Source organism: Xenorhabdus budapestensis (assembly GCF_017743015.1).
Lineage (GTDB): Bacteria > Pseudomonadota > Gammaproteobacteria > Enterobacterales > Enterobacteriaceae > Xenorhabdus > Xenorhabdus budapestensis.
Window position 1 is genome coordinate 668,364 of record NZ_CP072455.1, and the last position, 20,315, is coordinate 688,678.

General features: G+C 41.1%; 13 protein-coding genes and 5 pseudogenes. 12 read left to right on the forward strand and 6 right to left on the reverse strand.

From position 1 onward, the window contains the following. Positions 1 to 178 precede the first annotated feature (178 nt). The 7 genes and pseudogenes from HGO23_RS02890 (at position 179) to HGO23_RS02915 (ending at position 7,964) form a co-directional block, all read left to right on the forward strand. Positions 179 to 1,373 (forward strand): annotated as a pseudogene (locus HGO23_RS02890) (tyrosine-type recombinase/integrase). Positions 1,374 to 1,512: 139 nt separating this feature from the next. Beyond that, on the forward strand, positions 1,513 to 1,719 hold the full coding sequence (locus HGO23_RS02895) for a helix-turn-helix transcriptional regulator (RefSeq protein ID WP_209027916.1): 207 nt from the start codon (positions 1,513 to 1,515) through the stop codon (positions 1,717 to 1,719). Between the two features lie 107 nt (positions 1,720 to 1,826). Next, complete coding sequence (locus HGO23_RS19975; protein ID WP_342355494.1) at positions 1,827 to 2,021, forward strand: hypothetical protein; 195 nt, start codon at positions 1,827 to 1,829, stop codon at positions 2,019 to 2,021. Then, complete coding sequence (locus HGO23_RS02900) at positions 1,969 to 4,263, forward strand: phage/plasmid primase, P4 family (protein ID WP_342355495.1); 2,295 nt, start codon at positions 1,969 to 1,971, stop codon at positions 4,261 to 4,263. The genes HGO23_RS19975 and HGO23_RS02900 overlap by 53 nt, the downstream gene beginning before the upstream one ends. Positions 4,264 to 5,085: 822 nt before the next feature. Continuing rightward, on the forward strand, positions 5,086 to 6,315 hold the full coding sequence (gene hemA / locus HGO23_RS02905; protein WP_209027917.1) for a 5-aminolevulinate synthase: 1,230 nt from the start codon (positions 5,086 to 5,088) through the stop codon (positions 6,313 to 6,315). 80 nt (positions 6,316 to 6,395) lie between these two features. Further along, entirely contained in the window at positions 6,396 to 6,884 is a 489-nt protein-coding gene (locus HGO23_RS02910) for a GNAT family N-acetyltransferase (RefSeq protein WP_209027918.1), read from the forward strand. A 12-nt stretch (positions 6,885 to 6,896) separates the two neighbouring features. Further along, positions 6,897 to 7,964 carry a Gfo/Idh/MocA family oxidoreductase gene (locus HGO23_RS02915; RefSeq protein ID WP_209027919.1) on the forward strand — a complete coding sequence of 356 codons (1,068 nt, stop codon included), beginning with the start codon at positions 6,897 to 6,899 and terminating at the stop codon, positions 7,962 to 7,964. Positions 7,965 to 7,979: 15 nt separating this feature from the next. Here HGO23_RS02915 and HGO23_RS02920 read toward each other — a convergent pair whose 3' ends face one another. After that, the gene (locus HGO23_RS02920; RefSeq protein ID WP_209027920.1) at positions 7,980 to 8,843 is read right to left on the reverse strand and encodes a LysR family transcriptional regulator; all 864 of its coding nucleotides are present in this window, start codon (positions 8,841 to 8,843) and stop codon (positions 7,980 to 7,982) included. A gap of 315 nt (positions 8,844 to 9,158) precedes the next feature. On the opposite strand from HGO23_RS02920, the gene HGO23_RS02925 reads away from it, so the two are divergent. The 4 genes from HGO23_RS02925 (at position 9,159) to HGO23_RS02935 (ending at position 13,392) form a co-directional block, all read left to right on the forward strand. Beyond that, complete coding sequence (locus HGO23_RS02925) at positions 9,159 to 10,319, forward strand: MFS transporter (RefSeq protein ID WP_209027921.1); 1,161 nt, start codon at positions 9,159 to 9,161, stop codon at positions 10,317 to 10,319. A 265-nt stretch (positions 10,320 to 10,584) separates the two neighbouring features. Then, positions 10,585 to 11,607: an IS110 family RNA-guided transposase gene (locus HGO23_RS02930; protein ID WP_209027922.1), complete on the forward strand. Its 1,023-nt coding sequence runs from the start codon at positions 10,585 to 10,587 to the stop codon at positions 11,605 to 11,607. A gap of 724 nt (positions 11,608 to 12,331) precedes the next feature. Next, complete coding sequence (locus HGO23_RS19890; protein WP_280529525.1) at positions 12,332 to 12,457, forward strand: hypothetical protein; 126 nt, start codon at positions 12,332 to 12,334, stop codon at positions 12,455 to 12,457. Positions 12,458 to 13,119: 662 nt separating this feature from the next. Then, the gene (locus HGO23_RS02935) at positions 13,120 to 13,392 is read left to right on the forward strand and encodes a helix-turn-helix domain-containing protein (RefSeq protein WP_209027923.1); all 273 of its coding nucleotides are present in this window, start codon (positions 13,120 to 13,122) and stop codon (positions 13,390 to 13,392) included. Between the two features lie 644 nt (positions 13,393 to 14,036). Here the strand turns inward: HGO23_RS02935 and HGO23_RS02940 are convergent. Next, the gene (locus tag HGO23_RS02940) at positions 14,037 to 15,044 is read right to left on the reverse strand and encodes a tyrosine-type recombinase/integrase (RefSeq protein ID WP_209027924.1); all 1,008 of its coding nucleotides are present in this window, start codon (positions 15,042 to 15,044) and stop codon (positions 14,037 to 14,039) included. Between the two features lie 85 nt (positions 15,045 to 15,129). On the opposite strand from HGO23_RS02940, the gene HGO23_RS02945 reads away from it, so the two are divergent. Next, positions 15,130 to 15,827, forward strand: a protein-coding gene (locus tag HGO23_RS02945) for an IS1 family transposase (RefSeq protein ID WP_209028682.1) whose coding sequence is annotated in 2 segments (ribosomal slippage) — positions 15,130 to 15,379 and positions 15,379 to 15,827 — 699 coding nt in all. Because the reading frame shifts where the segments join, the coding sequence is not laid out codon by codon here. A 16-nt stretch (positions 15,828 to 15,843) separates the two neighbouring features. Here HGO23_RS02945 and HGO23_RS02950 read toward each other — a convergent pair. From HGO23_RS02950 to HGO23_RS02965, 4 pseudogenes are all read right to left on the reverse strand, one after another. Then, positions 15,844 to 16,386: pseudogene (locus HGO23_RS02950) on the reverse strand (IS110 family RNA-guided transposase); the annotation flags it as partial. A gap of 456 nt (positions 16,387 to 16,842) precedes the next feature. Then, positions 16,843 to 18,177, reverse strand: a pseudogene (ltrA, locus tag HGO23_RS02955) (group II intron reverse transcriptase/maturase). Between the two features lie 690 nt (positions 18,178 to 18,867). Continuing rightward, a pseudogene (locus HGO23_RS02960) lies at positions 18,868 to 18,999 on the reverse strand (IS1 family transposase); the annotation flags it as partial. Between the two features lie 515 nt (positions 19,000 to 19,514). Then, positions 19,515 to 19,856 (reverse strand): annotated as a pseudogene (locus tag HGO23_RS02965) (group II intron reverse transcriptase/maturase); the annotation flags it as partial. Positions 19,857 to 20,315: the final 459 nt, after the last annotated feature.

Here is a 20,315-nt window from a genome sequence, read left to right on the forward strand (position 1 = left end):
CCTCCGGGCACCACTTCAACTTCCAGTGAAGTCCAGCCCAGTAAAAAAATTTCTGCTAAATCCAGCAAAATCAACATCCATTCTTATTTTTAGGTTTAGTTTCGTCTGTTGCAATCAAGATGCAGCGAAGGGCATAATTCGGGGCACTTACCGTTCGATTACAAGGATGCCCTTAATAATGAAACTGAACGCCCGGCAAATCGAAACTGCAAAATCCAAAGAAAAAACCTACAAACTCGCCGATGGTGGCGGTCTCTATTTAGAAGTTTCACCGCGCGGCTCAAAATACTGGCGCATGAAGTATTACCGCCCCACCGATAAGAAAGAAGATCGGCTGGCATTCGGCGTTTATCCGGCGGTATCATTAGCCGATGCCCGCGCTAAACGCGATGAAGCCAAAAAGCTGATGGCACAAGGCATCGATCCCAAAGCCGACAAGAAAGGCACACCAACGCCCGCCAGAGTGAACGCGTTTGAAGAAGTCGCCCGTGCATGGCACGCCAGCAACAAACGCTGGAGCGACAGCCACCGTCAGAAAGTGCTGCGCAGTCTTGAGCAATATATTTTCCCCCCTATCGGTACCTGCGATATCACCACATTACGCACCAGCCAGCTTTTAGCGCCCGTCAAGGCCATTGATGAACAGGGCAAACACGATATCGCCCAGCGGCTGCGCCAGCGTGTTACCGCCATCATGCGTTATGCTGTCCAGAATGATATTCTGGAAACCAACCCGGCCAATGATATGACCGGCGCACTCACCACCGCAAGATCCCGTCACCATCCCGCTCTGCCCCATGACTGTTTACCGGATTTCCTGAACCGGTTGTCTGCTTATCGCGGTCGCTTGCTGACCAAAATCGCCGTCGAGCTGGCGCTGCTGACGTTTGTCCGCTCCAGTGAGCTGAGATTCGCCCGCTGGCAGGAAATCGACCTTGAAAATGCGGTGTGGAAAATTCCGGCCACAAGGCAACCGATTAAAGGCGTTCGCTTCTCTGAACGTGGCATGAAAATGAAAACCGATCATATTGTGCCGCTGAGCCGTCAGGCAGTTTTGCTATTCAAAGCCTTGCACGTACTGAGTGGCAACTGTGACGTGATGTTCCCCAGCGATCATAATTCCGCGAAAGTCATGAGTGAAAACACGGTTAACAAGGCATTACGGGCGATGGGCTACGACACTCAAACCGACGTCTGCGGGCACGGATTCCGCACAATGGCACGCGGTGCAATGGGCGAATCCGGCCTGTGGACATCTGGATGAACGGCGGCTGATGGTGCAATGGTGGGCGAATTATCTGGATGCGAACCGGGAAAAAGCAGTGACGCCGTATGACTTCGCGAAGCCACTGCGTGACAGAAAAAATCGATAGTACGATTTGTAACCCATTAATTCTCATCATGAGAAAAACAATTAACGCTGTTCATTACGTCTGGCTTTTTAAATAATCCGCCTGTCATCAAACAACGTTCACGATGAGCGCTCAAGGACTCGGTAACAGGAGAATTAACATGACAATGACAGCATCGAAAACACACTTTATTCGTTTACCGGAAGTACAGCGCAGAACGGGTTACAGCAAGGCGTGGATCTACAAACTGATTAGCGACGGCGCATTCCCAAAGCAGGTCAAAATCGGCCCACGTTCTGTAGCCTTTATCGAAGCAGAAATTGATGACTGGATTGCCCAAAGGATCGCCGAATCACGAGCGGCATAACACAGAAAAGAATATGACATAAGACATGTAACATAAAAATACAACGCCCCGAAGTGCGGTAACACTGCGAGGCGTTTCACCAACAACCATTAAGCAAGGTAAAAATTATGGCTGATACACAGCATACCCAAACTCGTCCCAAATTTACAGTTCAAAAAACATCAAGCAATCAAAAACCGTTTGACCTGATCCAAACCGTGAAAACCTCTGCCATGTATTCCTGGCAAAATCTGCTGCCTGCCTGCGGTATTGATATCCCGGCAAAGGGTAAACAGGGTACCTCCTGTCTGTGGCGGCACTGACCGTTTTCACTTTATCGACGATCACCATCACGGCAACTGGCACTGCCGCCAGTGTGATGCCCCAAACTACGGTGACGGGCTGGATTTGGTGGCAAGAACCAACCGGATCACAATTACGGAAGCAGCCAAAGTTGTTGCGAATGCGCTGGCATTGCCTTTGCCCGAACCCAAGCCCGCCACGAAAACCATTCAAACAACACAACTGATCGCCGAAAAAGTGGCGGCATTGATGGCGCAAACTGTTGCCGGGCAATCTCCCTATTTGATTGCAAAGGAGCTGCATTGTCCTAATCAGCGGCTATTGCTCAATAATTCGACTTTGTTGGCACTGACAACACTGGATAAAAAAGTAACAGGTGCGCAGATTATCAAACCCAATGGAGAGAAAAAATTACTGTCTGGCAGCCAGAAAAAAGGTGCTTTTGTTTCTGTCTCAGAACTGGAAGAAAACTCCGATACGGTGATCATTACCGAGGGCTATGCTACGGCACTCACTGCCAGTCAGTTATATAAAGGTGCAGTTCTGGCAGCATTGGATGCAGGTAATTTGTATTCTGTCGCTAAAGCTGTTCAGGAACGTTGGTCGGACACAAAAATTATTCTGGCAGCAGATAACGATTGGCATCATCCCGACGAACTGGATAAAAACGGCAAACTAATGGTAAATATCGGCAAGATTTCAGCAGAAAAAGCAGCTATTGCGGTTAATGGTTGGGTTACGTTACCACCGACAGAGTACAAAGCCGACTGGGATGATTACCGCCAACAACATGGTGTGGAAATAGCAAAACTGGCCTTTTCTCAGGGGCTTTATCAACCCGCACCAACAAAGAAAAAAGCAACCACTCAGCCCAATGATATCGAGTATTCAAAACTGACATTATGCCAGATGGGGGCCAGCCAGCGTGGGGAAGTCTTACTGGCACGTTATGACGGTGATTTAGCATTGGATGGCGCTTCGGAAACCGTTCATCACTATGACGGTATTGTCTGGCGTCCGGTCAGTGACCGCGATTTAAAGCGGGAAATGGTGGCAGCCTTTATGGAAGAAAAATTGCCTTACTCACCGCATGGCATCAGCTCTGCCGTGGATGCTCTTAAATTACAGCTTCCCATGATGCAGCTGCCAGAACGTCACTTAATTGGATTCAGCAACGGCGTGTTTGACCTGAAAACGTGCCAATTCCGGCCTCATCGTAAACATGACTGGCTGCTGCTTGCCAATGATGTTGCGTTCAATTCCCCTGTCTCGGGGAAAACTCTGAAAAATCATGCACCGCAGTTCTGGCAATGGCTTAACCGGGCAACAGCCAACAGTGAGAACAAATTTGATCGGGTACTGGCAGCCCTGTTTATGGTGCTGGCAAACCGTTACGACTGGCAGTTGTTTCTGGAAATCACCGGTGCCGGAGGCAGTGGAAAAAGCATCTTTGCTGAAATCTGTTCAATGCTGGCAGGCAAAGGCAACACTGTTTCTGCGAGTATGGCTGCACTGGAAAACCCACGGGAACGGGCGCTGATTGTGGGGTATTCGTTGATTATCCTGCCAGACCAGACTCGCTATGTGGGCGATGGCTCCGGCATCAAAGCCATTACAGGCGGGGATGAAGTTGCTATCGATCCGAAGCACAAACAACCCTATTCAACCCGTATTCCTGCTGTGGTGTTGGCGGTAAACAATAATGCCATGAGTTTCAGTGATCGCAGTGGTGGTGTAGCGCGGCGTCGGGTTATTTTCAACTTTTCCGAAGTTGTGCCCGAAAATGAACGTGATCCACGCCTGCGGGATAAAATCGCGGCAGAATTGCCTGTGATTATCCGGCATCTGCTTCATCGGTGTGTTGACCCACAAGCTGCAAGGCGTTTACTGGCAGAGCAACAAAAATCAGAAGAAGCGCTGGATATCAAACGTGGCACCGATCCATTAGTCGATTTCTGCGGCTACCTGATTGCGTCTAATGAAACTGACGGCCTGTTAATCGGTAATGCGGAGATTGTGCCGTTCAATCCCCGTAAGTACCTTTATCATGCCTACCTTGCCTATATGAAAGGTAACAATTTGCATAAACCTATTTCCGTGACCCGTTTTGGGATGGATATGCTGGGCGCACTGGCTGAGTACAGCCAGCATTACCTGCGCAAGAAAAGCAAATACGGCATTCGCAGCAATCTGAGCCTGAATATCGACACGGCCATTGAGTGGATGCCAAAACTGACAAGGAATGACCAGCCAGAAGAATAATTTTTTCTTTATTGCTGACAATTTTCAAAGAAATATAAAAAAGTGTTCACCACTGTTCACTATGTAATTTAAACAAGATATATCAATGTATTATAGGGTGAATAGTTATTTTTTAACTGTTCACAACTATTCAACCCTGTTCACCTTTTTCAGATCTGAGGTGAACGGTTGGGTGAAGAGTGGTGATGAGTTTATTTTCAAGTCATCATCCTTTAGCAATATGAATTTAAATTAAAATACTTAAAGGTGAACAGTTTTATCCCTATTTCTTTAATACGGTGGGGTAAGCAAAAAAGTTTTCTCTGGCAGGTATTTTTCAGCTCTCCGATTTACCGGGTTAATGTATTAGCTCGGTAAATCGGAGAAGACAAGCGCAGCGCGTCAGTGTGATTTTAGATTTATCATGCGCATCAGACACATAAGACACATAAGATATGTGGACACTTACTTACCCCTAATACCACGATAAGCAAGAATACTTCCATATTTGAATGTCTCACTATTAATGAAACAGTATTTAGGGTAATTGTTTTATAATACTCTTCATATGAGTGATAGTGATATCATATTCCAAATAGTTTCTTAATTTAAAAATATTCTCATTTGATTGTTTTAACGGAAATATTTTTACATCTGGAAACCATAAACTACTCCCAACAACTTATTAGAATATTTATTTTTATTACTTGCTTATTTTTATTACTACATTAATAATGCGTCTTACATAAGATTTTTTATTTGTCTGTTTGATTTTAATATTTACACATTGAAATAGTAACTTTTGTCAAAAATAATATTACAATTAATTAGGGTGATTATTTTATGTATGATAATATTCTTAATGAAAAGCTAATGAAGTTAAAGGAAAATGGGCAATATCGTGAATTTGTAACATTAAATCGCATCTGCGGACAATATCCTTTGGCAAAAACAAATCATATAGAAAATGAAAATTCCGTTGTCGTTTGGTGTAGCAATGATTATCTAGGAATGTCCCAAAACCCTATTGTAATTGATGCTATGCATAAGGCAATTGATTTATTTGGTGCTGGATCTGGTGGTTCTAGAAATATTGGAGGAAATCACTATCAATATAAAGAATTAGAATCATCATTAGCTGAATGGCATAATAAAGAATCCGCATTAGTATTTCCAACAGGTTACAGTTCGAATGATGCAACTTTGCAATGTTTACTACGCCTATTTGAAAACTGCATTATTTTCTCTGATGAGCTAAACCATGCATCTATTATTAATGGGATACGTAGTACAAAAGCAGAATGTTTTAAATTTAAACATAACGACACAAAGCATTTAGAAAAATTACTATCAGAACAACCTTATAACCGACCTAAGATCATAGTTTTTGAATCAATTTATTCTATGGATGGTGATATTTCTCCAATTAAAGAAATTGCAGACCTTGCTAAGAAATATAATGCGTTAACTTATCTTGATGAAGTACATGCTGTTGGTATGTATGGCCCTAGAGGAGCAGGAATTGCTGCTGGGCTAGGTATTTCCGATTCAATAAATATTATTCAAGGTACTATGGCTAAAGGAATTGGTGTTATAGGTGGGTATGTCACTGCCTCTGATACAATAATTGATGCAATTCGTTCTTTCGCTTCTGGTTTTATATTCACAACTTCATTACCTCCGGCCATAGTAGCGGCATGCTATGCAAGCATTGAATACTTAAAGACTTCTTGTATAGAAAGAGAAAAGTTACATTCAAAAACTGAAACACTTAAAAAACATTTTAAAAATGCAGGTATTCCGATTATGAATTCCAGTGAATCACATATACTGCCAGTATTAGTTGGAGATGCAAAAAAATGTAAAGCTGCAGCACAGCAGCTATTGATGAAATATAATATATATTTGCAAGCAATTAATTCACCTACAGTACCCATTGGAACAGAAAGATTTAGAGTTAATATTACTCCAAATCACTCCGATGAAAAAATGATACAATTAACGGATGCATTAGTTGAAATTTTCTCTCTATTTAATATACCTTTTTCTCATTCAATGAGTAAAACTATATAATAAATTATTTTATCATGTCACAATAAAATAATCCTACATTACTAAAACCTTATTAAAATTATTATGTTGGACTAACTATAATGAAAGAAAAGTTATCAATTAGAAAAGCAATAATTGAAGATACTGAAGATTTAGTTGAGCTACGAAAAGTATTATTATCTAATGGAAATCTTCATTATTCAGCAAAAAATAAAGAGGATGATCTAGCTTGGCAAAAAGCATATCGCTCTTGGATTGAAAAGAACATATCAAATGAAAATGTATTACTTTTAGTTGGTACATATGGTAAAGATAAAAATATTTGCTCATGCGTAATAGGAATCATTGATTTACGTCCACCTATTGTAGGAGTGCTCGATGGCCGAATCTGTTGGGCACAATCTCTTGTAGTGCGTAGTGATAGAAGAGGTTTAGGAATTGCAGAGGCCATGGTGAATAGCTTAGAGAATTCTCTAATAGAGAATAATGTCCATAAAATACTTATGCAATCTAGTAAAATTGCAGAAAAATTCCATATAAGAAAAGGTTACATACACACTGGAGAAGAGTTATTTTTCAAAATAATTTAATGGGTAAACAGTATGATGAAGGTGCTAATTATTGGAATGGGTTTTTCAGGGAAAATATTTGTTGAATCATTTAATAAAATTTCTCATGAATATGAAAATGGCATTGACATAGCTTATACGTGTAGAACAGAAAAGAATATTAATTTAGTGTATTACCCTACTGTAAAGTCAGCATTAGAATTATTTAATCCTGATGTATTAGTAATATCTGTGAACGATGAAAATCATGGGGAGATATTATCTTTAATTAAAGATTATAAGGGATTTGTTATTTGTGAAAAACCCTTTGTAGATTCCAACTTTAAACTAAATACCGCAGAATATTTATTGAAAAATGCATCAGGATTCTGTTTAAACATGGTTGCGAGATATACAAAAGCATCTAGACTACTAAAAAAATATGTTGAAGATAATAATTTAAAATTAGTAAGAGCAAACTTTTTATGGAAGAAGAACAGAATTAATGATTATAGACCAACTACAGGTGTTATCAGCGAAATAATTCATCCATTAGATCTTATTCAGTGGATTAACAATAATCTATTATCCTTAGATGAAATAAATGGTGTAAAATCGGACTACTCAATATCCGGGGATGAAATTCCCGATAGTTCATTTATAGTTGGTAAAATAAATGGCTCTCTTGTTACCGGATATAGTAGTTTTGTTAGCTTATTTAGAAGAAGAGAATTAGATTTTGTTTTTCAAGACTCTTTAGGTAAATTAATATTTGCTCAATTATCGTTTGATACACCAAACTGGCATGAGCATTCAGTAAAAATTTGGACAGAAGAGAAGACCCACACTGATAACATTTTATACTTTAACTCTCTTGACCATGAATATATTGGAGACCGTAGATTAGAGCCTATTGTTAATATTATAAAGGATGTTACTGATTTCGTTATTCTAGGAAAAAAACCTGATTTCGATTTCCCGAACCTAAAAGATGCTATATATCTTCAAAAAAATCTTAATGAAATTAATAATAAGAAAAAATCATTTTATAAAGTAAAATACAATAACACAGAAGAAAGAATTTTACTAAGTGAAAATAGTGGGCTTGATCGATTAGGGTGAAAAATAGCAAGGGGTTTAAATTAAACTCCTTGCTGCTTTTTCAACCTCCCCAATAAAAAAATGATCTACTCTATCAAAATAATGTTTCTTATGAGAAAGATATATACTTCTATGTAACTTAATAGGTAAATCATGCAATTTTATTTTTTCAAAATATTGTAAGAATAACTTTGGACCGATGGAAACACCAATTCCTAAATCAACCATTTTTGCAATTGTATTACAATCACTTACATGGGAATAAATATTAGGACTTATATTATTTTCATTAAAAAAAATCTCTATTTTATTTTTATATGGTGCCATTGGCATAATGAATTTATTGATATTGAAAAAACCGTTTAATGATACACCGTCTAAAGGTGACTCCATGTCTATCTTTGTTGCCATCACTAACTCATCCTCTAATATTGGAATTGACTCACACCCAAAATCATCACTAATTGTAAAACCAAAATCTATTAAATCATTTATAATCCATTCCTTAATTTCATCATACCCCCCTTCAAATAGTATAATATCAATAAATGGGTATGATTTATTTATCTCCTTTATAACTGAGGGTAGAATTGTTCTCTTTACACTCTCAAAAACTCCAATCCTCAAAACATAAGGAATATTTTCATCAATAAATTTCTTTTTCATCAAATTTCGGTTAATCTCTAATATCCTACATATATATGCATAGGCATTTATGCCATGATGAGTTAAACTCACTTTTCGGCCATTTCTCACAAATAAGAAAACCCCTAGTTCTTTTTCTAAAGCTGAAACCGCATGGCTTATTGCAGACTGTGTTTTGTTTAACTTTTCAGCAGCCTTAGAAAAACTTCCTGTCATAATCACTGTTTCAAAAATTTCATATTTAGTTATACTCATGATTTTTTTTCATACCTTCGCATTTAAATATTTCATTTTATTTATTACATCTTGTTGTATATACTAAAAAATGTACTAATATGAGGCTTTACCCTATTTAATGATTAACCATAATAACATTTTTACATAGTATATTATTACAACTTTATTAAATGCAAATAACCTTATTTACATAGGAAAGTGTAACTAAGCTAAATTACAAACTATTTGGGTGTAGAGCTGTACTCTATTACTACATTTAAAATCGCATCAAGTTCATCACCATACTAATTAGTCACATTAATAAATTAAAATATGATATAAAGGCATAGCTGCATGAAAAAAATTATTTTTTTAGCTATAGGTATGTTTGCTCTGGGGTTTAATACCTATATTATAGCAGGAATTATACCTGGAGTTAGTGAGACATATCAAAAAAGTGCATCTCAAATTGGACAGGCTGTAAGTATATTTACTTTATGTTATGCAATTTCAGCCCCATTATTTGCTTCTCTCTTAGCAGGAAAATCGATAAAAAAAATTCTATTAATTTCTATAATAATTTTTGGGGTTGCAAATGCCTTAACCGCCATTGCTCCAAATTTTTCTGTATTCCTGATCTCTAGAGCGATTGCTGGGGTTAGTGCTGGCTTATTCTCTCCATTAGCTATAGCAGGCTCTACATTGCTAGTTTCTGCCGAAAAGAAAGGACGTGCCCTTGGATTAACAGTAGGTGGAATGAGTATCGGAACTGTGTTAGGCGTTCCTGTTGGCCTTTATCTCGCAAACCAATTTGGTTGGCAAGCTACAATGTGGTTTACTGTTATCCTTAGCTTTATCGCAGCCTTAAGCATATTCAAATTTTTCCCTTTTATCCCAGCAACCGCCCCTCCATCCATGAAAGATAGGGTTGTAATGTTTTTAGATAAACGAGTGACAATCACAGTGCTTATAACTCTTTTTGCTGGCCTTGCAAGTTTAGGGTTATATACATACTTATCTCCTTTATTACAGGATATTAGCGGTTCAAATAATATAACATCATATTTATGGGCATGGGGACTAGGTGGATTATTTGGAAGTTTATTAGTTGGATACTTAATCGATTATTTTAAAAAAACAAAGTTATTAATTTTATTTATTTTAATATTATTAGCATGTTCTGTCATATGCATCCCGATAATGATTCACATACCATTTATAAAGTATCTACCATTCTTCATATGGGGCGCGATGGGATGGGCTGCGGGAGCACCTCAGCAACATATTTTATTGTCTTATCAACCTAAACATGGCAGTGCAGTCATTGCTCTTAATAGCTCAATCAACTATCTGGGAAGCTCAATAGGTGCGATGTTAGGTGGTGTTGTCATATCTCTTGGAATAGGTACTATGGTTTTAATCTATTTTGCAGTATTTTTTATTTTAATTTCATTAATTCTACAATTTTATAGCATGAGAAATAGTGCGTTCAGAACAATATCTTCCGAGCAATGATTTATCACTCATAGTGACAATCGCTGCCACATTATTTTATATACTCTATGGATTTTGAGTTACCTCGCGATAGCAAGGGAATGCCCCCGTGAGCCTATATACCTTTTCATAATAGTGAGAGTATCAGTATGCGGTGTTCCTTACCCCGCGTGTCACGCGGGGTAAGGAGTACTCCTATCATTTTGAAATAATGAAATGGACACCTCCCCAAATCGGCTTCAGTGAGCCATGCTGAATACATCAGCAAAATACGAAGAGGTGTCCCATGGAACAAATTATCGGAATTGACCTGGCAAAGCGAGTTTTTCAGTTAAATATCGTGTCTTCCTCCGGGAAACCCATTCAGAACAAAATGGTATCTCGTGAAAAACTGACGGCTTTCATTGCCCAACAGCCCCCATCAAGGATAGTGATGGAAGCCTCTGGCAGTGCCAATTATTGGAGCCGACAATTCAGACAGTTTGGCCATGAAGTTAAACAAATTAGCCCTCAATACGTCGCACCTTTCAGAATGGGCAGTAAGAATGATAAAAATGACGCGATTGCTATTGTGGAGGCTGACAGCCGGCCGGGTATGCGGTATGTGCCGGAAAAAACGATAGAACAACAAGATATTCAATGCTTGCATAGGGTTCGTCAGCGTCTAATGAAAAACCGAACTGCGCTGATTAACCAGATACGCGGATTAGGGCTGGAATATGGCATTGCCCTGCCTGAAAGTGCTCACAAGGTAGAACAATGTTTACCTGAACATCTGGAAAATGCTGAAAATGAATTGACCGTATTGAGCCGTCAGTTGTTTCAGGAATTGTTGTTTGAGCTGAAAGGCCTTCAGCAACGTCTGAACGAACTGGATAAGCGTCTTGCCCATCTGAATACCCAGCATGAAGATACCCGCAGACTGTTAACATTACCGAGCGTTGGGCCATTGGGGGCTTCAGCCCTGATGATAACACTGGGTGACGGTAAGGATTTTAAAAATGGCCGCCACTTTGCCAGCTACTTGGGGCTGGTTCCCAAAGAACATAGCAGTGGGGGAAAAGTCAGGCAACTCGGTATCAGTAAACGGGGAGATGCCTACTTGCGAGGAATACTGATACATGGAGCCCGTTCTATTGTGTATCGAGTCAGCAAGCGGCCCGATGAACAATGCGATGAATTACAGCGCTGGATAAAAGGGCTCATAGAGCGTAATGGAGTGAATAAAGCGGTGGTTGCATTAGCGAATAAAAATGCCCGGGTTGCTTGGGCATTAGTTAATCAGCAGTCTGTTTATATTCCTCAATGAAAAGTGAATAGTGTGATCGAAAAAGTCTATAAGTTGATGTCACTGACAGGTAGTACCGACTCTCTGTGAACCTGATAAACTGTTTGGTCTGCCACGACTGTTGGGCTAATGAGGGCAGAGAGTGCGGATTTTCATCAGGGCTCCTGGAAGCCGAATATATGCTTGCGACTACTTTTGTCAGAAAATTGATTTACCTGCTTGAATTAAATCGGTGTCCATATAAGCATTTAGATACCTATTTGATAGGAACGAGTAAGTACAGCCAACAAAGGGACACTAAGGAATATGAACACTAACGATCGAGAGTAAAAACTGGGAGTCCCCTTCTTATGATGAAGATCTCAATACAATTATTCTTATTTCAATAATTCATTGAACAAATATTTGATTTCATCCTGCATAGCTCCTAATATCTTTACTTACCATAGCGAGCCATCTCCTTAAGAATGGCGAAACAAAACTCCTGTAGCCTGAAAGGGAGAGCAAGTATTGCGGTACATCTGCGCCCCCTTTGGAAGCAGATATCGTCAGACACATACCCCACCGTTGACGATGAAGGTTACCCGATTAAGTTGAATCGGTTTATCACACATTAGGCAGTTCCCTGCCACGTTCACTATCACCATTTTGCCTTATACGATATTTACTCACGCTTTGATTTACGCACGATAAACATCCCGAAAACTTCGCGGCGTCACTTGCGTTTAAGCGGAGCGATTACCAAGTGACGCCGCTGGGCGGCAAACGTCCAGAGCCTATCCGGTCTGGCTTTACGACCGATTTGAACCTCGTATTACTCAGTGAAACCACCCAAAACAGGCCATTAACCGCCATTTTGTTTGATGGATAAACGATCGTCATATCGGATTTTTAACCCACTGCCTGATTGCAGGCTGATGCAGTGAAAATTAAGGAGAAATGAACCACGTCACGATAATGAGGCGTTCACCCTGAGTAACATCAGGCACTGAACGGGGAGTATTTCATCGCCGTGCTGAGCACGCAGCGAACTCCTGCAAAAACTCAACATAACCCTCGCCCTGCTACACATTATCTGACGCACCACGGAACGGTGAACCTGAACCGACACGTAGGGAAAATGTTTCTAAATGAGTAAAATTAGTCTGAAAATCACAGGAGAAATACGGATAGCGAAGCAATCACGAACGAGAATAAACAATAAAGATTGATTTAGCCGTCCGTATTCTCCTCTGAGTTTGTGCACTATTGAGAGGAGTTATAGCCGTTAAACTTAGCCGTTCAGTTATTGAGTTAGCTAAAACAATCAGTTAAAGTATCCCCGCCATTAGCAAAATCTAGTGGTCGGGGATTCGCAACCCTGCAATGATCAACCCACTGGTAGGATGTTTCTGCCAGTGCGCCTGCGTTCGCCTTTTCTATGGCGGTTCAGGCAGGGGAGGCTTCGGCCTCGCCGGACTGGTTGATCTCCGGTATTGCGAACCCTGCTTGAATCGCCACCATCAATAGTGATTAATGGAAGGGGTAGCAGGAATGAATAACAACAATCTTCAAAATGACTGGCATCAGGCCGATATCATCGCCGCATTACGGAAACGTGGTACAACCTTAGCGGCGGTTTCCCGCGAAGCAGGACTCAGTTCATCAACATTAGCAAATGCATTCAGCAGACCGTGGCCGAAAGGTGAATGGATTATCGCAAATTACCTTGGCATCCATCCCTCAGAGATCTGGCCCAGCCGTTATTTCGATTCTTATACTGGAGAATTATTAGAAAGGAAAGTCCGCTCTAAGCCACAGGAATAACCTACTTTAATTTGTGATCAACTTCGTAAAAATGATAAATTTTAATGTGAAGCCCTGAGATTAAAATGGCAGCTAAATTTGACCATTTTTAACCCTCACGGCTTTTTTGCTTTAACATGATAAAAAAGCACATAATAAGCAATATAAATAAGCAAAATCAGTCAAATAGAAAATAAAAAGCAAGCAAAAAAATCTAGGGGCATTAAAAGGGGCATAAACGGAAGGCAAGAGAATAGACTTTATAAATTCAACAAGTTATAATGCTTTTCGATTCCGCCTCCGCACCACTTTTAAAACTCGCTTGTTGAAGAAATATCAATAACTTAGCAGGCCAGTAAGCAATAAATGCTGTTAAGAAAATGTTAATGAATATAACCTATTACTTTGTGTAAGTTAACAGACTAAAAACAGCTAATTTACGAAGTCAGGTGAACACAGATTGTGCTCACCTTTTTACGTTTAAAGTAATGATTTCAGTAATTGATTCTGATGTCAAGTCAGGTGATTGTCAGAATTGACCATCGAGTACACTTCCCGGTTTTTTTATTTTGTGTCTCCACCTCCAAGCCATCCCTTAACCTAGTGACACAGTCAGGGCAATCCCGCTGATATCTTGCCCTGTTTTTTTACATCGCGTTAACGGGTTACACTGAAATATCCAGATATATCGCCAGTTCATTCTCCAGCGTTTTCCCTGCGATCTCCATATCGATATCAATATATTCCAGGGTGGTTGCCAGACTACGATGACCCAGCAAACACCTGACCAGCTGCAAATTACGATCCGGTGCTTTCATCAGCTCTGTCGCCAGCGTATGACGAAAACGGTGAGGAGAGACGGCAAAACCACACTCTTTCGACAACCGGTTAAAGAAAGAACGGATATGCTGCCTTTCTTTATCGTGATCATACCGGTAACGGTTCATCCGCCCGTGAGCATGGAAATCCAGACGACTTAAGTCAAACAGCGGATCATCGTCTTTCGCCCCGCAGGCTTTTGCCTGTTTAACCAGTTGGACCAAACGGGGTTTAAGCTGCCGGATCATCGGTATCCGCCATTCACTGTGGTTTTTACTGCCCTCGACACGCAGAACAATATAATTGCTGTCCAGATTGATATCCCGTAGCCGCAGGTGCAATAGCTGATTCTGGCGCATTCCTGTCAGTCGAAATGTATCCATTACCGTCAGCCAATATCCGGTCGGGTACAACGCACAGCGCCCTCCCCGGGGAATCACCTGCATGCGCTCCTCTTCCTCATACTGTCCCATCAGCAGATAGAGGCGGGTTATCTGGGATTTACTCAGGATTTTCTTCGTTTTTTTCTCTTTTTTCACTGCTGCATCGTTAAACGGGTTTTCAGTGAGCGGCAGAAGTTTTCTTTCCATCACGAAATTAAAAATCGCCCGCAGGTGGGCTACCTTATTGTTCCAGGTGTAGCTCGACTGTTTTTTCTCGGTCAGAAGATGGCGTCGCCACCGCAGTACATCGTGGTGAGTGACCTGTTCCGGCAACACCGTATCGCCCATAAACCCGATAAAAACCCGGGTCACCTTGCGATAACTCCACTCCGTAGCCGGTCGCAGCATATGCGAGAAAAAATATTCTTCCAGTAATTCATCCCAACCCATTTTTTCCTCATTATTGAACATTATGGTTTCCTTAGTGTGTCAAGTGGTCATGCTCCCAATAATTAGATATCGTGATAAACTCCTTGCTTTTTATTATTGGTCAGATATGGCTAAAGTTGATGTGGTTTGTCGTTATTGTCACAAAACAAAAGAGGTTAAAGGGCATGGAAAAGGAAGTAGTGGGCATCCTCGTTATCATTGCTATGCCTGCCGTAAAACCTTTCAACTGAACTACACCTATCAAGCCTGTAAGCCCGGTATGAAAGAACAACTCGTTGATATGTCGCTGAATAACGCCGGTGTCAGAGACACAGCACGTGTCTTGAAGGTTGGCATTAATACCGTCATCCGTACGTTAAAAAACTCACGCCAAGACAGGTAACTACACTGCCTCTGTCAGGAAGTGCCGTCCAGATTATCTGTGAAATAGACGAACAATGGTCATTTGTCGGTAACAAGAAAAATCAGCGCTGGCTCTGGTATGCCTGGGAGCCGAATATGAAGCGGATAGTAGCGCATGTATTTGGTGATCGCAGCAGGAAAACGTTGGAAAAACTGCTTGCGCTTCTATCTCCTTTCAATATCCAATTCTACTGTACGGATAATTATGCTGTTTACGATTACCTTCCTGAAGAAAAACACCTTACAGGAAAGAAACTTACCCAGCGTATCGAGACAACCAATCTCACTTTGCGTATCCGCATAAAAAGACTCAATCGAAAAACGATAGGGTATTCTAAATCCGAAGAGATGCACGATAAAGTAATAGGAGCGTTCATTGAAAGGGAGTACTACTTTTTTTGAGTGATCTAACTATTGGGTTCATGACCAGACTGAGCAGGAAAGGTGCCAGTTTTTCCCTTATCCGCTCAAGTACCTCCGGCATCGCTTTATCCAATGAAGCTCTGCCCTTATGCACAGTTTCACCGAACTCCAATAGCAAACCATGCAGCGCATTGATTTGCACGGTTCTGAATTTCACTAATTGGTAACGCATCCTATGTAACGACAGAATAGCCTGTTGTTCTTCGTTTTTGACGGCAACCGATTTACCGGGTTGTTGAACCGCCTGCCATATGGCCCGGGCATCCTGAACATCATTCTTATTTCCCATCCGGAATGCCCTGACGAATCGCGCCTGAAGCAAACGCACTTCATGCCCCAGTTTTCTCAATTCCCGTGCCCAGTAGTGAGCACCGCCACACGCTTCCATGCCAATCAGACAAGACTCGCGGTTACTGAAGAACGTTAAAAAATCCTGCCGCCGCAGCTGCCTATCAATAACTTCACCTGTGTATTCATCGACAAAATGAATTTGCATCAAATGTTTTGCAATATCGACGCCAAAAGGAGTAAATTTCATGAGTGGTTCCTCCAGTCATCAGGGAGCAACAGGCTCCCGTTTTTAGGCACTATAAGGCCGGAAATCTGCGAGGAACCACGCCTCATCTCTCAATTCCAGCACGGTGTCAAAGGCTCAGTTGTTGGGATGTGTTCATTACATTCCTCCTTTTTGCAATACTAATTTTTGATGAGTGGTTGGCTTGCTTAAATCTATCCGGCGTCACTATAGGCAAGGAACCTGCGCCTCGATGAGTTCCGCGCCTGATGAACCTTAAAAGTGTGCCGGCTTCAAGGAGACAATTTTTATGCTAGGTTTCTCACTATCCTGAATGCCATGGTCAAAAAGAACGAGGAATGGGATGAGGCATACCATAAAATTACCTCATAAATTATTGTTCAAGACAGTTGCTCCTCAGAACCGGACGTGCGGAACTACCGCATCCGGCTCCCGACAGACCTGTGTCCCCACACATATTCAGCGAGAATTGAACATTGAATGTGTTTTCCATTGAGACGGATAACCCAACATTTTCAGGAGCAGATTTAGCTTTTCCCACGTCAATCGGCGACGCCCACCTTTCCGGTTAAACCATCAATAGATTATTCGCGTACTTTGGTAGATAAATTGCTCGACTCTTCTCTGGTTGTCAGAAATACCGTGATAGTTTATCCAGCCTCTGACTACTCTGATGATGGTATTCAGGATAAGCCTTATATCGGTCGTATTCAGGTTCTTCCAGAGGAAGTCCCTGAGTCCCTTCAATTTGGCTGCGAACCGGTCTTTTCGGCTAGTAAACTTCAGCCGCCAGAAACCTTTTCGCGTTTTCCCCCAATAACAGGTGAATCCCAGAAAATTGAACGTTGGTAAGCGTTTCCCTGACAAATCGGCTTTCATTGCTGTAACGTGCCCCGCAGGGATTAACTGCGATTTGTTACTGTGCAATTCCAATCCATATTTGTTCAGCCTTTTCTGTAATACCGCATAGAAACGCTTTGCTTCTCTGGGGTACTGGAAGGTAAACACCATGTCATCGGCATACCTTACCATCTCTGCCCGTCCGCGAATATGTGAATGGCTGATTTCGTCAAACCACTCATCAATTACGTGATGTAGATAGATATTGGCAAGCACCGGTGACAGAATTGAACCTTGCGGACACCCACTGACATTGCTGGAAACTTCGTTGTCCATCATGACTGGAGCCGTTATCAGTACCTCAATCAATCTAAGAAAACGGCGGTCTGATATCTTCTTCCGAAGCAGATCCATCAACTCGATATGCGGTATCATGTTGAAGTATTTTCGGATGTCAATTTCCACTATAGCACCATTCCAGTTACGGAATGTTTGTTGCTGTAGTGCCCTTAATGCCGCATGACAATTTAACCTCGGTCGAAGCCCGTAGGAGCAGGGCATAAACAGCGGTTCATAAATCCGGCTGAGGATATCACTGACCGCAAGCTGGATCAGTTTATCTTCTATGCACGAAATAGCTAAAGGCCGTTTACTGCCGTCTTCTTTCGGGATCTCAGTGATACGGGCTGCTTTCGGGTGATACGTTCCCCTGCGTATCCGCAGAATGAGACTTTGAATATTCTCATCAAGGTGTTCACCGTAAGCGGCTTTTGTCATGCGATCAGTACCCACGGCTTTATTTCCGTCCAGCCGCTGGAATTGCCCTTTCAGCATGTCACTGTTCAACAAATGTCCCAAATTATTGAACACACGTTGTTTGTTGCCTGCTGATTTCTCGCCTATACGCTCAAGTTTCGTTAACCATGAAATTCCGTCGTTGCTGTGTACGGTCATTGTTTCTCTCTTACGTTCGATCTGTCTGCCAACCCTTCGCTCCACGATCATTACTCGCTTCAACGCTACTATAGCTGACTCCGACTTCCTGATATTCTTTTCTCCGGCCTTGTGTTTTAGCACTTGTGCCCGAAATACTCATTCCCTCGAGAAATATCAGGATCTCCTGGGTTCTATACTGTTCTCTACAAACTCGCCGACGCCTGCGGCTCCGGTGTGTGCTGCTAAATGGATATTTGCCAGTATGACCATTCAGTCGCTATTGCCTACTAGCTGGACGAAGCTATCGGCACACACGATCAGCTGTATTTCGGCGCTATCACGTTCACCCTTTGGTTTTGGCTCGAATGTTTCGCTGTCTACGCTTCGTCTCCTTTGTTACCGCCGGAAACGCAAGACTCGCTACGTAGTGGTCTGGCTAACCTTCTACGACGGGACTTTCACCCGCAAGATCAGTACAGCTTTGCCCAGCGCACCGCCCAATTCTGCGAAAAGTTCCACGAATTCAGATAAATTATTTTAAATCATGTGGTTATATTTAAATTACTTTTGATACCGTAACCCCACATATCGGCGTTTATTGGTGCATTACACATAAATTTTAGATATTTTCTGCACTTAGCTTTAGCTAGTGCATTAAAGGTATACTTAAATAGCACCGAAAATTAAGGCTCAAATGCTCCTGCTAGACTACGATGGAACTTTTCGCTGAAAAGGGCACAATACCCCTATAATCCTGTCGTGCATTTCTGGTGACTTCGAATACCCCAAAGTCTTACGATTGAGTCGCTTCAGGCGGTTACGGAGTGTCAGGTTTTCTCGCGTTTATTCTTAGCTGAATAACCACATTTTGTGGCGTGATCAACAGCAGATTCTGACTCTGTTTCTAAAGTAACAAAAATTACAGTATTTATATTTAGGACTTTTCGTTCAGCCTATTAGAGCGAAATTAATATCGATTTATTGGGGAGTTATTTTTACTGAACTTTCCCAGCTAGATTACATTTAAATAAATACTTTTCAATATACGTAATATAAAAAACATTATTATATTGAAAATCGTTCAATACTATCTTTTTTCGACTTCTCTTTATCGCAAAACTGAGTAAAATAAAAACAATGTGATTATTGGTCAGATAATGGTGTCAAGACTACTTGCTATGCTAAGCAACAAAAAATACTACATTTAGAGATAATTAAACTGTGTCTGAAATGACATATTAATATAGTTGGCTCTGTCGCATTAACAGGATTAGCGGTTGAGTAGACCCGCCGGTTACCCGGACGTGCGAAACTACCGCATCCGGATCCCGACAGCTCAGTGTCCCCACACATATTCAGTGAGCCCTGAGTATTAATCGGTTTTTCCATTTCGTTGGATAACCCTGCATTAATGGGATGGTCACCCTCACTCAGTCGGCGACGACCACCTTAACGGTTGAACCCTCTGTAGATTATTCGCGTACTTTGGTAGGTAAGCTGCCCAACTTGTCTCTGGTTATCAGATATGCCGTGATAATTTGTCCGGCCTCTGACTACTCTGATGACGATATTCAGGGTAAGCCTTTTGTCGGTCGTATTCAGATTCTTCCAAAGAAGTCCCTGAATCCCTTCAATTTGGCTGCGAAACGGTCTTTTCGGCTGGTTAACTTCAGTCGCCAGTGTCCTTTTCGCGTTTTCCTGACTTTTACATTGTAAACTCCGATATGATTTTCAAAAGAAATAAAAACCAAGTAATCATTTTGTTCACTAATCATAATTGACTTTGGTTTTTCAACTTTCCCATCCCATACACCAACAGCATAAGGAAGATGTTTTTCAATTAATTTCATTATAAAAAGTCAACAAAATAACTTATCGTTTTATAAGTGGTAGTGAAAATGGATTTTTTAAGAATAATGTTTCATCAGAAACAACGAATTCCAATATCTAATTAAGGATTAGAAAAAATAAAAAAAACAGTTGCATGTAGAGAAACTTTATTATAGAAATATTTAAGAAGATTATCTTATTATAGGGCGGGTATTTGTTCTATCGTGGTTTGAGAGGCAATGCCTTATTGTGCGATTAGATAAAACCTTAGTTAATTACGCTGGGAAAGTCTTACGTGCGCACTAAAAACCTATAAATCTGCTTTA

What these genes read in the sequence shown, in the direction of transcription:
- hemA (WP_209027917.1), top strand. Translation starts at nt 5,086, where the DNA reads ATGTATGATAATATTCTTAATGAAAAGCTAATGAAGTTAAAGGAAAAT.
- HGO23_RS02935 (WP_209027923.1), top strand. Translation starts at nt 13,120, where the DNA reads ATGAATAACAACAATCTTCAAAATGACTGGCATCAGGCCGATATCATC.
- HGO23_RS02930 (WP_209027922.1), top strand. Translation starts at nt 10,585, where the DNA reads ATGGAACAAATTATCGGAATTGACCTGGCAAAGCGAGTTTTTCAGTTA.
- HGO23_RS02915 (WP_209027919.1), top strand. Translation starts at nt 6,897, where the DNA reads ATGATGAAGGTGCTAATTATTGGAATGGGTTTTTCAGGGAAAATATTT.
- HGO23_RS02925 (WP_209027921.1), top strand. Translation starts at nt 9,159, where the DNA reads ATGAAAAAAATTATTTTTTTAGCTATAGGTATGTTTGCTCTGGGGTTT.
- HGO23_RS02910 (WP_209027918.1), top strand. Translation starts at nt 6,396, where the DNA reads ATGAAAGAAAAGTTATCAATTAGAAAAGCAATAATTGAAGATACTGAA.
- HGO23_RS02940 (WP_209027924.1), bottom strand. Translation starts at nt 15,044, where the DNA reads ATGTTCAATAATGAGGAAAAAATGGGTTGGGATGAATTACTGGAAGAA.
- HGO23_RS02895 (WP_209027916.1), top strand. Translation starts at nt 1,513, where the DNA reads ATGACAATGACAGCATCGAAAACACACTTTATTCGTTTACCGGAAGTA.
- HGO23_RS19975 (WP_342355494.1), top strand. Translation starts at nt 1,827, where the DNA reads ATGGCTGATACACAGCATACCCAAACTCGTCCCAAATTTACAGTTCAA.
- HGO23_RS02920 (WP_209027920.1), bottom strand. Translation starts at nt 8,843, where the DNA reads ATGAGTATAACTAAATATGAAATTTTTGAAACAGTGATTATGACAGGA.